This is a genomic window from Prevotella sp. E9-3 (genome assembly GCF_022024015.1).
Classification (GTDB): Bacteria; Bacteroidota; Bacteroidia; order Bacteroidales; family Bacteroidaceae; genus Prevotella.
This window is the reverse complement of sequence record NZ_CP091786.1, coordinates 239486-254672: the sequence shown is the minus strand read 5'-3', so window position 1 is coordinate 254672 and position 15187 is coordinate 239486. Positions and strand designations below refer to the sequence as shown.

The 15187-nt window shown below is 48.5% G+C and carries 11 protein-coding genes; 10 read left to right on the top strand and 1 reads right to left on the bottom strand.

Translation table 11 applies throughout. The features are described 5' to 3' along the window. Positions 1-110 precede the first annotated feature (110 nt). The 5 genes from L6475_RS00955 to L6475_RS00935 all read left to right on the top strand — a co-directional run bounded on the left by L6475_RS00955 (position 111) and on the right by L6475_RS00935 (position 6341). Positions 111-1253 (top strand): TlpA disulfide reductase family protein, encoded by a 1143-nt coding sequence (locus L6475_RS00955; protein WP_237821618.1) that lies wholly within the window; start codon positions 111-113, stop codon positions 1251-1253. 47 nt (positions 1254-1300) lie between these two features. Next, on the top strand, positions 1301-1876 hold the full coding sequence (locus L6475_RS00950) for a hypothetical protein (RefSeq protein WP_237821616.1): 576 nt from the start codon (positions 1301-1303) through the stop codon (positions 1874-1876). Between the two features lie 83 nt (positions 1877-1959). Next, a complete protein-coding gene (locus tag L6475_RS00945; protein ID WP_237821614.1) occupies positions 1960-4371 on the top strand; it encodes a DUF3160 domain-containing protein in 2412 nt (803 codons plus the stop codon). Beyond that, positions 4340-5326: a CapA family protein gene (locus tag L6475_RS00940; protein WP_237821612.1), complete on the top strand. Its 987-nt coding sequence runs from the start codon at positions 4340-4342 to the stop codon at positions 5324-5326. Before L6475_RS00945 ends, L6475_RS00940 begins: the two co-directional genes overlap by 32 nt. 79 nt (positions 5327-5405) lie before the next feature. After that, a complete protein-coding gene (locus L6475_RS00935; protein ID WP_237821610.1) occupies positions 5406-6341 on the top strand; it encodes a hypothetical protein in 936 nt (311 codons plus the stop codon). A 31-nt stretch (positions 6342-6372) separates the two neighbouring features. On the opposite strand, the gene L6475_RS00930 is transcribed toward L6475_RS00935, so the two are convergent. After that, entirely contained in the window at positions 6373-7188 is an 816-nt protein-coding gene (locus L6475_RS00930; RefSeq protein WP_237821608.1) for an alpha/beta hydrolase, read from the bottom strand. Positions 7189-7341: 153 nt separating this feature from the next. Here L6475_RS00930 and L6475_RS00925 point away from each other — a divergent pair, with 153 nt between their 5' ends. The 5 genes from L6475_RS00925 (at position 7342) to L6475_RS00905 (ending at position 15136) form a co-directional block, all read left to right on the top strand. Continuing rightward, on the top strand, positions 7342-7893 hold the full coding sequence (locus L6475_RS00925) for an NUDIX domain-containing protein (protein ID WP_237821606.1): 552 nt from the start codon (positions 7342-7344) through the stop codon (positions 7891-7893). 88 nt (positions 7894-7981) lie between these two features. Then, positions 7982-10294 carry a type I DNA topoisomerase gene (gene topA, locus L6475_RS00920; RefSeq protein ID WP_237821604.1) on the top strand — a complete coding sequence of 771 codons (2313 nt, stop codon included), beginning with the start codon at positions 7982-7984 and terminating at the stop codon, positions 10292-10294. Between the two features lie 155 nt (positions 10295-10449). Further along, entirely contained in the window at positions 10450-11055 is a 606-nt protein-coding gene (locus tag L6475_RS00915) for a shikimate kinase (RefSeq protein WP_255777553.1), read from the top strand. Positions 11056-11073: 18 nt separating this feature from the next. Continuing rightward, a complete protein-coding gene (gene speA / locus L6475_RS00910; RefSeq protein WP_237821602.1) occupies positions 11074-12966 on the top strand; it encodes a biosynthetic arginine decarboxylase in 1893 nt (630 codons plus the stop codon). Positions 12967-13171: 205 nt separating this feature from the next. Continuing rightward, positions 13172-15136 carry a hypothetical protein gene (locus tag L6475_RS00905; protein WP_237821600.1) on the top strand — a complete coding sequence of 655 codons (1965 nt, stop codon included), beginning with the start codon at positions 13172-13174 and terminating at the stop codon, positions 15134-15136. The last annotated feature ends 51 nt before the right edge of the window (positions 15137-15187 follow it).

Below are 15187 nucleotides of genomic sequence, written 5' to 3'. Positions count from 1 at the left end.
AAATCACGCAAAGATACATATTAATATATAAATAAAAGAATAAACTTGGAATAATTTTTGTTTTTTATGATTTTTGCGTACCTTTGCACACATCAACCGCACTTTTACACATGATTAGGAAATTACTTTTTTTGGCGGCTGCAGCAATGCTACTGACGGCCTGTGACAGGAAGGAAACTTTCACTATTGAGGGTACCATTGAGGGCGCCCAGGATTCCACTCTTTATTTTGAACAAGCCACACTTACCGGTTTGAAAATGCTGGACAGCACCCAGGTAGGCAGTGACGGGCAATTCTGTTTCAAAGGTGAAAGACAAAGCAGTCCGGAGTTTTATGTCCTTCGTATCAAAAACCAAATCATCAATATTTCCATCGATTCTACCGAGACGGTTACCGTAAAGGCTCAATATCCGAACATGGCTGCCCGATATGAGGTGGAAGGTTCGGAAAACTGCGAGCGCATCCGCCAGCTGACGCTGAAACAGCAGGAGCTGCACCGTCAGGTGATCGCCCTGCAGAACAATCACAACGTTCCTATGAAACAGGCACAGGATTCCCTTAATTCTCTGATTGAGAACTATAAGAATGATGTGACCAAAAACTATATTTTCCGTCAGCCGGAAAAAGCCTCATCTTATTTTGCCTTGTTTCAAACGCTGGGACAATGGCTTCTCTTCGACCCACAGAACAGCCAGAGCGACATGCGCGTGTTTGCTGCTGTAGCCACCTGCTGGGACTCGTTCTATCCGGGAACCGAGCGCACAGAGAACTTGCACAACATCACCATTGAGGGAATGAAAAACCGCCGTATCATCGCTTCCAAACAGTTGAATCAACTGGAGGAATCGAAGATTGTTGAGTCGGGTGTAATTGAGATTGCCCTACCCGACAATCACGGAGTTGAACGCACACTGACCAGTCTGAAGGGCAAGGTGGTACTGCTCGATTTCCATACTTTCACGCTGAAGGATTCTCCCCAGCGCATTCTGATGCTTCGCGAACTGTACAACAAATACCACGCTGAAGGTTTCGAAATCTATCAGGTTGCACTGGACCAAGACGAGCATTTCTGGCGCCAGATGGCCCAAAACCTGCCTTGGATTTGTGTTCGCGACGGCGAGGGTGGCAGTGCTTATAGCTACAATGTTCAGCAGGTACCTGAGTTCTTCCTTATCGACCGTCAGAACCAGCTTCAGAAGCGCTCATCACAGATGAAGGACCTTGAGGGGGAGATAAAGGCGATGCTGAGGTGAGAGGTGAGAATTGAGAGGTGAGAGGTGAGAATTGAGAGGTGAGAGGTATGATTAGATGGTATCTTCAATTGGTACTTTTGTTGCTGTTGCTGCTCTTTCAGCAGCCCTCTTCATCCAGCCCATTAACCCCATCAAACCCATCCACCCCATCAAACCCATCAAACCCATTAACCCCATCCACCCCATCTACCCCATACCGCCTCCACAGAACCCACGACTCCCTCTACCACCTAAACGACTTCCGACTGCCTTATCCTGTTTACCGTTTCTGCACGGGCGATGTAGATGGCGACGGAACAACTGACGCACTGGTGGGAGTTATCAAAAACACACGGTTCCATCGAGAAAAAGGACGAAGAATCTTTATTTTCAAACAAGTTGACGGAAAGCCTCGCCCACTATGGATGGGTTCAAAATTAGGGGGTATTCTGCAAGACTTCCGCTATCTGCCTCCCGCCGACTCAACACTGACCCGAAAAGGAACCATTCGTAGTCTGGAGACCACTACCGACCATCGCTATGTGGTGGCCGAATATCAATGGGAAGGGTTTGGACTCGCCTTCCAGCGCTTCCTCATTAAAAACACAGACAAGGAAACGGCCCTGAAAAAGTTCAATGAGTAGCTGATACTCTTATCTGCTATCCCAAAAACCTTTATAGTACATCCAAACTCAGATAATCACTCTAACCCATAAAACAATAAACCATGCGAAAAACAAAAAACTTGATTTGGGCATTTGCTGCCGCCTTATTTGCAGCCTGTGCCTCGCCGACGAAACAAGCGCTTCCTCCCGAGGCACTGGTAGAACCTACTGTCCTCGACGTGGAGAGTTTCATCGACACCATCGACATCACACAAGACATCTCGCAACTATCGCTCGCCGACTGCCGCATCCTGCGCAACGGCTTTGCCGCACGCGTGGGCTATCCCTTCCGTGATGCCTATCTGCGCGGCATTTTCCAAACCACTACCTGGTACGACTCCCTTCAGTGGGTATTCTGGGACGATCCCCGCTACATCAAGGAGGTGGAACCTATCAAGGACGAGCCGTGGCGCGATGAATTCTATCGTTCTGTACGCGACGATGCCATTCCCTACACCAAAGAGCAGTTAGCCTTTATTGAGAAGTTGAAAGAGCGCGAGGCGGAACTGCTGAAACACAACTTCGATGTGCCCGAGGGTTATCGTGTGAACATGCAGAACCTGTTGAACCCTCGCCAACTGACTGAGTTTGTTGCCGAACTTCAACAAAAGCTGGCCGAGAACGGTTTTGCCATTGTGCCGGCCGATCACCAGCAGTTGTTCCATGTCTATGAGAAGAACGACTATGCCAATATGCCCAACTTCGTGACCACCGACCTGTACCTGCAGTTGTTTCACCTGTATATCGACTGCATGCTGCGCGAAGTAGAGGAACACAAGTTCATGTCACTCCTGGACGAGTTCTGCCAGGAAGGACAGAAAGCATTTGCCGGCAAGTCGCTCAACAACAACGACGTTTACGACACCCCTAAAGCCGCTTCATGGCTCACCACCTATTTTGCTGTGGCCAATGCGCTTCTGCACGAACAGGCCCCCAAAGGCAATACCGATGCATTGGCTGAATATGAGCGTGCAATGAAGAGCGAGAACGACTTTTCCGAGTTTTTGGGCTACACAAACGCCATGTTCGAATACAGTCTGTTCCGTCCCCGCGGCCATTACACTCGCAACGATGCGCTGAAGCGTTATTTCCGCACCATGATGTGGCTGCAAACCGTTCCATTCAGAACAGATGTTCCTTTTGACATGCTCAAGGTCAGCATCTTGGCTTCCGAACTCATCAACAACTCGAAATTCAGGACTATCTATAAAAAACTGACCGAACCCATGGACTTCCTCATGGGGCACCCCGACGATGTCAGCATCATGCAAATAAGCCAGTTGGACATCATGGAAACATGTGAGGTCGATCCGAACGAATTGGGCAGAATCGTCGATGAAATCGCAGAAAAACAGACCCGCATACGCCCAAAATTCCTACGTTCAGGACGTAACAAGGTGCGCCTGATGCCCCAGCGCTATCAGCCTGATGCTGAGGTGTTGCAGGAAATGGTCGATTACATGAGTGAGCCCTCTCAGCGTGCCGTTCCCGAAGGTCTCGATGTGATGAGCGCCATGGGAGTCACAGCGGCCGAGAAACTGCTGATGGCTGAAGGGCAGAAATGGAAAGGCTTTGAGCCGATGATGAAGAAGATGAAGGCCCGTATGGACTCCATCAACTGGGAGGGAACCATTGCCACCCGTTGGCTGTCGGCTCTGAAAACCATCAACGACACCCCCGAGAACGCCCCCTATTTCATGCTCACGCCCGAATGGGACAAGAAATCGCTGAACAGCGCCCTCTCTTCTTGGGCCGAACTGAAACACAATGCCATTCTCTATGCCAAACAGCCCATGGGAGCGGAGTGTGGCGGTGGCGGTCCCCCCGAGCCTGTGGTAAAGGCCTACGTGGAACCGAATATCGGATTCTGGCAGAAAGCTATCGACCTGCTCGCCGTCACCGAGATGCTTCTGAAGCGACACGACATGCTGACCGAGAAGATGAAGAATGCCACCAACGGACTGCGTGAGCATGCCGAGTTCCTGCTCAATGTCAGCAAGAAGGAACTGGAGAACAAAGTGCTCAGCGACAGCGAGTACGACCATCTGAAATGTATCGGTGCCATGTTTGAGAACATCTCGCTCGACCTGATTCGTGAGCCCGACCAGTATCTGATGGGCTGGGAGGATGTGCAGGGCCCCGATCGCAACACCGCTCTCGTGGCTGATGTATATACAGCCAATGCCGACAACAATCCCAACAAAAGCATCCTTTATGCCGGTGTAGGACAGGCCGACGAGATTTACGTGGTGGTTGAGATAGGCGGATATCTCTACCTCACTCGCGGTGCCGTACTGAGCTACCGTGAGTTTACCCGTCCTTCCAACGAGCAGCGCCTCAACGATGAAGAGTGGCAGCACCACCTGAAGAGTCATCCTCGCAAGGGTGTTCCCCAATGGATGAACGACATTCTGGTGCCACTGAAGAAGAACCCCACGCCCAATGATAAGTTCTTTTATAGCACTGGTTGTTAGTTTAATGGTCCTTCCTTCGGCCCCAGAGGTTCTAGCCCCCCATGCTGTCCCCGAGGGGACTTCTTTAGTGAGTCAGTCTATAGTGGCCCCCTCGGGGGCCGAAGGGGGGACTATTCTTTTCACCGGCGATATTCTTCTGGATCGTGGGGTGCGCCGTGCGATTGACAAAAACGGAGTTGACGCTCTCTTCTCACAGAGCGTTGACTCTGTATTGCGTTCTGCCGATGTGGTAGTGGGCAATCTGGAATGTCCGGCCACAACGATAAAGGCACCCGTCTATAAGCGCTTCATCTTCCGAGGCGAACCGGAATATCTGCTGGCCCTGCGCCGCCATAGGTTCACACACCTGAATTTAGCCAACAACCACTCCATCGACCAAGGGCGCGAAGGATTGATGGACACATACAAGAACATCCTTGCAGCCGGCATCACCCCTGTGGGAGCCGGCAGCAACATGCAGGAAGCGGCTCAGCCAGTACTGCTCCTAAACAGTCCGCGAAAGGTATGGCTCATCACTTCGCTACAGATGGCTTTGGAAAACTGGGCTTTCCTTCCGGAGAAAGCCTGCGTGAGTCAGCAGCCGATGGACTCGCTGCTCGCACGCGTACACCAGCTAAGGAACAGCGACCCTACAGCCGTCATCATCGTTTCTCTACACTGGGGCGCTGAACACACACTCAAGCCTGTTCCCCGTCAGCGACTGGAAGCCCACCGACTGATAGATGCTGGTGCCGACGCACTCGTCTGCCACCACACTCACACCCTGCAAACCATTGAGCAATACAAGGGAAAAGCAATTTACTACAGCATCGGCAACTTCATCTTTGATCAACCGAAACCGCTGAACTCAAAGGCATGCATGGTAAAGCTGATAATTACAGAAAAAGGCATGGAGACAACCACCATCCCTATTGTCATCAACAACTGCGTCCCAGTAGTTGAAGATAATCGCTAAAAAAGTGATTATTAAAACGAATTCTTTGTTAAGTCATCTTTTTTCTATATCTTTGCCCCACATATCAATAGAATATCTTATGAAACATTTTTTTCTTCAAACTCTATGCTTCATCAGTACCGTTCTTTGTTCCACATCTTTGTCGGCACAGACAGAAAACAACACGGTATTTAAGAAAATTGTTGATAACAACCAATACAATTTTTTGGTGATCAAGGACAAGATTATTGGTTATGGCACTCATGCCACAAAGATTTATGATAAGGAATGGAACCTACTTGAAGCGCACGATGCAGGCCAAAGCAAGTTACAGACAGGGACTACAACAGCCTCAAGGAGTTACGAATATGATTCACAAGACCAGAAATTTTACACGAAGAGTTGGACATCAAACAGCAACCTCTACGATGTAAACAAGTATGATTTTTCAATCTTCAATTTCACACAGTTCTATGAAGGCGATGCGGAGAAATTATTTTTCTTCAAGGTCAACAATGACGTTTTTCTCAATTCACATAGTGTTTCAACGTTTAGTGAAAGTCTGACAGGCATTGCCGGAAAGCCATCGTATGTCAGTAACTATTATTCCAAGCTGGCCACAGGATTTCAAATCGTAGATTGGGATGGGAATGTTATTTCATCGACCACATTCCCTTATTACTGTTCTTATGTATCACTAAACTATTTAGAGGTTGAGGACCTGGCATATATTGTGGTCAGCGCATTGAATGAGGTATATCCCACCACCATAAAAAAGGACATCGATTTATATTCAGCTACTCCATACGACATAAAGAGTTATGCCGTTGAAGCTGGTTACAACCACTATTTCATCTATCAGTTCGACAAGCAGAATACCAATCTCAAGCTTATACGCATTGAGAAAAATGAAAGCAATGACAACGAAGAGGTAGAATGGTTCGGAGTGAACGGCAAGAAACTCAACAATCCAAGTCGTGGTCTGAACATTATCCGCATGAGCGATGGAACCACTAAAAAAATGGTGTTGAATTAGAGGCTACCCGTCAATTCTGGGCACCCGCAATTCAGAAACTCTTCAGCCAGGCTTTCAACTCGCTGAGCATTTCGAGGTGGAAGTCGAACGAGGCTCGATAGCCCCATCCGTGACCGCCAGTGGGATAAATATGAAGGGAGGCAGCCACATCATGGCGATAGCACTCCATATAGAAATTGGCACCGTTCATAGGCAGCACAACAGTATCGTCATCGCTCAGGGCTATGAATGTGCGAGGGGTGACACGCGACACCTGACGGTCGGTAGAATACTCGTGAATATCTTTTTTCTTCGGTTTGGAGCCCAAAAAATTCTTCAACGAGCCTTTATGCGTAAAAGAAGGGTCCATGGTGATGACAGGATAGAAGAGAATCTGGAAATCGGGCTTGGCATCACCCTTGGAATGGGTGGCAATGGTTGATGCCAGATGGCCACCGGCCGAAAAGCCCATGATACCAACCTGATCTCTCTTCACATTCCACTCTTTGGCATGCTGACGCACCAGTTTCATGGCCTGTTCGGCATCGCTGACGGACACTTCGTGCTGACCGTGGGGCATGCGATATTTCAACACGAAAAGAGCAATACCCTGCTGATTGAAATAGCCAGCCCAGTCGGTACCCTCGTGCTGCATGGCCAAATGGTCGTAGCCACCACCAGGACAAACTACGATGGCACGGCCTGTGGCTCGTTTGGCATCGGGCAGGAAAACGGTCAGTTCGGCCTTGTCGGCAGGGTTGCCGTTGTCGTTGGGTGCCCCCGAGGGCCATAGGTCAATCACTTGCTGAGCAGCAGTCGGTGTGAGAAGAGAAATCATAAATTGAAGAATAAGAACCAGTCTTTTCATTTTTTATTCGGCAATTTGAAGTGCAAAGGTAAAAATTTTGGCCATTATTTTTCGAATTTTGGCCAAAATTTTGAAAATAATGGCCAAAATTTAAAATCATAGTTTATAAAAGAGATTATTATATTACTTTTGCAACATTCAAATTTAACAACTATGCATCCATTAAACAAATTCAGTTATTGCCCAGTGTGCGGCAGTAGTCGTTTTGAGGAGAATAATTTCAAGAGTAAGAAATGCCAGGACTGCGGTTTCACCTACTATGCCAATCCCTGTTCGGCCACGGTGGCCTTCATCACGCGCACGGTGGAAGACAGAAATGGCAGACGGCACACCGAACTGCTGGTGGCCACTCGCGCCAAGGAACCCGCCAAGGGCACCCTCGACCTGGTGGGCGGATTTGTGGATATGGAAGAGACTATAGAAGAAGGCCTGCTGCGCGAAATACAGGAAGAGACAGGCATGACGGTCGATAACCACCGGTACATCTTCTCCATCCCCAACCTCTATGAATATTCGGGCATGACCATTCACACCATCGACATGTTTTTCATTGTAGAAGTAGATGCCGACGTACATCCCAAGGCCGATGACGACGTGGCCCAACTAAGGTGGATGAGACTGGAAGAGATAGACTACAGGCAGTTCGGGTTGCGCAGCATCAGTCAGGGTGTGAAACGATTCGTTGAAGAACATATTAATCGTTAAGAAAATACAATTTACACCATATATATAAGGTGGTAGGAAACTTTTTGTTTACTTTTGCAGCCCAAAAGATTAAAACTAAGCAGAAAAGATGGAAAAGAATCTGGTCATCGTAGAGTCTCCTGCCAAGGCAAAGACTATTGAGAAGTTTCTTGGCAACGACTTTAAAGTGATGTCAAGCTACGGACACATCCGCGACTTGAAGAAGAAGGAACTCAGCATCGACAACGATACGCTGGAACCTGAATATGAAATTCCTGAAGAAAAGAAGAAACTGGTAAGCGAACTGAAGTCGCAAGCCAAGAAAGCCGAGAAGGTATGGCTCGCATCCGATGAGGACCGTGAGGGAGAAGCTATTTCATGGCACCTGTGCGAGGTGCTGGGACTGGACGAGGAAAAGACCAGTCGTATTGTATTCCACGAAATTACGAAATCGGCCATTCTGGATGCCATTCAGCATCCTCGCCATTTGGATATGAACCTGGTGAACGCCCAGCAGGCCCGCCGCGTGTTGGACCGTTTGGTAGGTTTCAAGCTCTCGCCCGTGTTGTGGCGCAAGGTAAAGCCCGCCCTTTCTGCCGGTCGTGTGCAGAGTGTGGCCGTACGCCTCATCGTTGAGCGCGAACGCGAAGTGCAGGCCTTTAAGAGCGAGACCTTCTATAATGTAAATGGTATTTTTGCCATTCTTAATCCCGATGGTTCGGCTTCTGAGGTGAAGGCCACCCTGAGTCAGCGTTTCAAGACTGAAGAGGAAGCCCGCCAGTTCCTGGAAATTTGTAAGGATGCCACCTTCACTGTCGATACGATAGCCAAGAAGCCAACCAAGCGTACCCCTGCTCCTCCATTTACCACTTCAACCCTTCAGCAGGAAGCAGCCCGCAAACTGGGCTTCACCGTTAGCCAGACCATGATGGTGGCTCAGCACCTGTATGAAAACGGTCGCATCACCTACATGCGTACCGACTCGGTGAACCTGAGCAGTCTGTGTATCAACGCCTCGAAGGAAGAAATCACCAATCTATATGGTCAGGAATACAGCAAGGTGCGCCAGTACCACACCTCATCGAAAGGTGCGCAGGAGGCTCACGAAGCTATCCGTCCTACCTATATGGATGCCAAACTTATAGAGGGAACCGTACAGGAACGCCGCCTCTATGAGCTGATTTGGAAACGCACCATCGCCAGTCAGATGGCCGATGCGGAGATAGAGAAGACAACGGTCAACATCCAAATCAATAATCCTCAATTCCCTGCCCTCAACGCTCAATTCATTGCCCAAGGCGAGGTAGTGAATTTTGACGGTTTCCTGAAAGTCTATCACGAGTCGCAGGACGAAGATGACAACAATATAGACAACCCCGTGTCTATCCTTCCCCCACTCACAGAAGGCCAGGAACTGACACGCCGCGAGGTAAGCGCCACCGAACGTTTCACTCTCGGTCCTCAGCGCTACACCGAAGCATCGCTCGTTCACAAGCTGGAGGAACTGGGCATTGGCCGTCCGTCAACCTACGCACCAACTATCTCCACCATTCAGCAGCGTGAATACGTGGTGAAAGGCGACAAAAAGGGCGAAGAGCGCAAATACAACGTCATCACCCTGAAAGGCAAGGTGCTCACGGAGAAGAACCGCGTTGAGATGACGGGTTCCGACAAGGGAAAACTGCTGCCCACCGACATCGGTATGGTAGTGAACGATTTCCTGATGGACAACTTCCCCGCCATTATGGACTATAATTTCACCGCCAAGGTGGAACAGGACTTCGACCAGATAGCCGAAGGCAAGGAGTCGTGGAGCAAGATGATGAAAACTTTCTACAAAGACTTCGAGCCCACGGTAGAGAAAACCATGAACGCCCGTTCTGAGCACAAAGCCGGAGAGCGCGAACTGGGTATCGACCCTCGCACCAAGAAGCCAGTATTCGTAAAGATTGGCCGCTTTGGTCCGGTGATTCAGATAGGTACTGCCGAAGACAAGGATAAGCCTCAGTTTGCCCACCTGCCCAAAGAACTGGGCATGGAGGCCATCACCCTGGAACAGGCATTGGAACTGTTCAAACTGCCCCGCATGCTGGGCGAGTATGAGGGTGAGCCTGTCACAGTAGGTGCCGGTCGCTACGGTCCCTATATTCTGCACGCCAACAAGTATGTGTCGCTTCCCAAGGGTGCCGACCCTCTGACCGTCGATATCGCCGATGCAGTACGTCTCATTGAGGAGAAGCGTAAGCAGGAAACTCAGAAGCACATCAAATCGTTTGAGGAAGATCCCAAACTGGAGGTGTTGAACGGTCGCTACGGCCCATACCTGTACTATGACGGAAAGAACTACCGCATGCCCAAATCTATGCACGACCGCGCCAAGCAGCTCACGTATGAGGAGTGCATGAAGATTGTGAATAAGTAGCCTCACCCCCTGCTCCTCTCCCAAGGAGAGGGGAGTAGATAGTTTTACTAATAAAGGGGAGTAGGTCATCTTACTAATAAGAAGAGAAGTAATAAGGAGGGGAGTAGATAGTATTACTAATAAGAAGGGAAGTAACAGAGAGCATTATTTCAATTATGAATAATACAGAACATAGCAGTCTAACCACTCCCCTCCCTCACAGGGAGGGACTGGGGGAGAGTCTTGAGAGGCTCCCCCGCCGCATCATCCTCATCGGCTATATGGGTGCCGGTAAGACTACAATAGGGAAGGCCCTCTCGAAAGAGTTGGGCATTCCCTTTTATGATCTTGACTGGTATATCGAGAGCCGCCGGCGCAAGACTGTTCCCCAGCTCTTTGCCGAACTGGGCGAGGAGGGCTTCCGCAAAATAGAGTATAACATGCTGCACGAGGTGGCAGAATTCGAGAATGTCATCATCAGCTGCGGCGGTGGTACCCCCTGTTTTTTCGACAATATCGACTATATGAACGGTCAGGGCGATGTGGTCTATCTGCACTGCGAACCCGAAGTGCTCCATAAGCATCTGATGATGGGAAAAACGGAACGCCCTCTGTTGAAGGGGAAAAGCAAGGAAGAGCTGATCACCTTTATCAAAGAACAGCTCGAGAAGCGTGAACCGTTCTACACCAAGGCCCGCTACACCCTCGATGTGAGCCTGATGGACAATTACGAGAAAATAAAAATATCGGTAGAGAAACTAAGAGAACTTTTAGCCATTTAACTAATAAGACAGGCAAAAATGAAGAAATGGACCATCGATGATGCCCGCGAGCTATACAACATCAACGGCTGGGGCACAAGCTATTTCGGTATCAACGACAAAGGCAACGTGTATGTGACTCCCTGTAAGGATAACACAGAGATAGACATACGCGAGGTGATGGACGAACTGTCGCTGCGCGACGTCACTCCACCTGTGTTGCTGCGTTTCCCCGACATTCTGGACAACCGCATTGAGAAGACGTGGAGCTGTTTTAAAAAGGCCTCAAAAGAGTACGACTATAAAGCAGAAAACTACGTGGTGTTCCCTATCAAGGTGAACCAGATGCAACCGGTGGTGGAAGAGATTATCTCGCATGGACGCAAGTTCAACCTGGGCATTGAGGCCGGTTCGAAACCCGAATTGCACGCCGTGATTGCCGTACAGTGCCAGAGCGACAGTATCATTATCTGTAATGGCTACAAGGACCAGAGCTATATAGAACTGGCATTGCTGGCACAGAAAATGGGCAAGCGTATCTTCATTGTTGTTGAGAAGCTGAACGAGCTGGAACTGATAGCCCGCGAGGCGAAGAAATTGGGTGTGCGCCCCAATATCGGTATCCGCATCAAACTGGCTTCAAGCGGCAGCGGAAAGTGGGAAGAAAGTGGCGGCGACGCCTCAAAGTTTGGACTGACCAGCGCCGAGTTGCTGGAAGCACTCGATATGCTGGACAAGAAAGACATGCGCGACTGCCTGAAACTGATTCATTTCCACATTGGTAGCCAAATCACCAAGATTCGTCGCATACAGACAGCCCTGCGCGAAGCTTCACAGTTCTATATTCAACTGCACAAACTGGGCTATAACGTAGAGTTTGTGGACTGCGGTGGCGGACTGGGCGTTGACTACGACGGAACGCGCTCGCCATCGAGTGAGAGCTCGGTGAACTACTCTATACAGGAGTATGTGAACGACTGTATCTATACCTTTGTAGATGCTGCCAACAAGAACAACCTGCCCCACCCCAACATCATCACGGAAAGCGGACGCTCGCTGGCTGCCCACCATTCAGTACTGGTGATCGACGTGCTGGAAACGGCTTCACTGCCCGAGATGCCGGAGGAGTTTGAACCCGATGAGAACTCGCACCAGCTGGTAAAAGACCTTTACGAGATATGGGATAACCTGTCGCCCAGAAACGTACTTGAAGACTGGCACGATGCCGAACAGATTCGTGAAGAGGTGTTGGACCTGTTCTCACACGGTATTGTCGATCTGAAGACAAGGGCCGAAATCGAGGCTATGTATTGGAGCGTGTGTCACGAAATCAATGCACTGGCCAAGAACCTGAAGCATATTCCAGAGGAACTGATGAACATTGACAAGCTGCTGGCCGATAAGTATTTCTGCAACTTCTCACTGTTCCAGAGTCTGCCCGACTCATGGGCTATCGACCAGATATTCCCCATCATGCCTATTCAGCGACTGAGCGAACGTCCTACACGCAACGCAACACTACAGGACATCACCTGCGACTCGGACGGAAAGATAGCCAACTTCGTGACCAACCGTCACAACTCCCACTCACTGCCCGTACACACGCTGAAGAAGAATGAGGACTACTATCTGGGGGTATTCCTCGTAGGAGCCTATCAGGAAATCTTAGGCGATATGCACAACCTGTTTGGCGATACCACCGCTGTGCACATCACCGTGAAAGACGGTCATTACCACATCGATCAGATTTTCGACGGCGAGACCGTGGAAGAGGTGCTGGAATACGTTCAGTACAATCCCAAGAAACTGGTGCGCCAACTGGAAATCTGGGTTACAAAGAGCGTAAAAGAAGGAAAGATCACCCTTGAAGAGGGCAAAGAGTTCCTGTCCAACTACCGCTCAGGTCTTTATGGTTACACCTATTTGGAGTAATCCACCCTTAGACACTTTTTATAAAACTTAATAGAATAATGGTCAGAATTATAGCAATTCTGGCCATTATTCTTCTTTTTTCAACCAAAACCGACAAAATGTACTACTTTTTTAAAATTTCTAATATTTTTTCATTGCTTTTTACCTATTTTTATTTATATTTGCACCTAAATAGATTAATTATTAACTAATTATTACCTGAAAAATGAAGAAAACAACAACCACAGGATGGATGCTGTTGGCATTTTCCATGCTAGCAGGAACCACGTTTGTAACGAGTTGCTCCACCGATGACAATATCGATTTGGGCGATCTCGACAAGACGATCGGAATTGGCGGCGACGGTTTTGTAATACCCGGAGGTTCGGCCAAGGACACTCGCTTAGGCGACGTGCTGGACATAAAGAACAGCGATGTGATTGATACTACTGCCACAGGCGACTATTACTTCTCAAAAGGTGACACCATCGACCCTGCCAAGCCAAAAGTAAAACAGGTTGTTCTGAAAAATCCTTCACAAAATCCAGGAAGCTTGCCCGTATATATTACTACAGCTATGGAAGCATATCTTGGGCAAGATAAAACGGTGTGGTTCCCCAACGATGGCGATTTTTCAAAACCATCAGATCCTAAGAAGGTGGCCAGTTTCTCATTTGACGGTGATCCAAACGACCAGATTGTAAGTCTCACAGAGGCAGACGTGGATGGCAATGTGACACTGACCATCGGTCTGAAACAGTTCAACGGAAAGGTTACGCTGGCTACGCTCGAACTGTTCATTCCCAAATTCATCAATGTAGATGAGGCTGATATTGAAGCCAAAGGCTATGAGATTGAACACGGAACCACTGGAATCTTCAAAGATTTCTGGATTCTAAGATGTGTGAATGTGCCTACAGACAAAAACCTTGCGATTCCCTTGAAAGTGACGAAGTTCACCGGCTTTGTTACTAAGAAGGAAGCTTCGTGGGGTGAAGATGACCCCTACTTGCTGTTTGATCAGAACGGACCGGAACTGAACGCTGTGATAAAGATGCGTATGAAGCTTAACGCCAAGGATTTCCAAACGGGTTGCGCTAGTATAACGCCTTACGAAATATCTACTGGATTGACCTTGAGCGAAAACATAAACCTGACACATGCTGAGGGCTATTTCGATCCTGACATCAATATTAATGAGAGTCATGTGGATATCAACGATATTCCTGACTTTCTGAACGATGAGCGTGTAAGCATCAAACTCTACAATCCTCAGATTGTTTTTGAAATTAACAACAATATTGATGTAGAGGCCGACGTGACGGGTACGTTGACTGCTACCTACAATGATGGCAGCAAGAAAAAAATTGACGTGACAAAGGGCGGTACGGAAATGATTGTGATGAAGAAAGCCTCTGTAACCAAGAAAAACAAGATTGTGATCTGCCGCTACAAGCCTGCAAATCCCGACCCCAACACACAGTATATTGAGTTGAGAGGAACCGGAACAAAGACTGACACTGACGGAAAGACCCTGATAGTGGAAGATATTGCCAACATCCTGAACAAAATTCCTGATTTCATCGATTTCAACTTTGATGCTCATGCCAATACAAATGTGCTGGGAGCCATTGACCTCTATAAAGAAGGAACTGAGGACGTTCCTGGTGCTCCAGGTACTGGCTACGAGATTGAGCCAATCTATGAGTTCTCTGCCCCACTGGCACTGGAAGCCGGTTCTGTAATTGTATATAACGACAGTATCAACGACTGGAACAAGGATATCAAGGACAACAAGATTGACTTCTATGACGATGCTAGCATCATAGTGGAAGCAGAGGTGAACAACAACACCCCACTTGACCAGCTGGTTATCAACAAGCCTCAGGCTATTGGCGTAGAGAGAGATGCACAGGGCTATGCTAAGATTATTAACGATGCAAAGGTGGAACTGCTCGATGAAAATGGAAACGTATTGCCCAAAGGTCTTGTTGTCGACAAAAACGGCAACAAGATGCTCCGCATGAAGGTTTCAGGAACCCTCGAGAACCTGGACGGTGTGAAGTTTGAAGTACAAGCCAAGACAACCAGTGGCAGTCCTGAGGCACTGAACACTCAGAAGCATACTATCAACATCAAAGATATTAAAATCAAGTTGACTGGTCGCCTCACCATCGACGTGGAAGACTAATAAATCAGTGTAAACGCAATAAATAGAAGACATTCATAACAAACATGACAA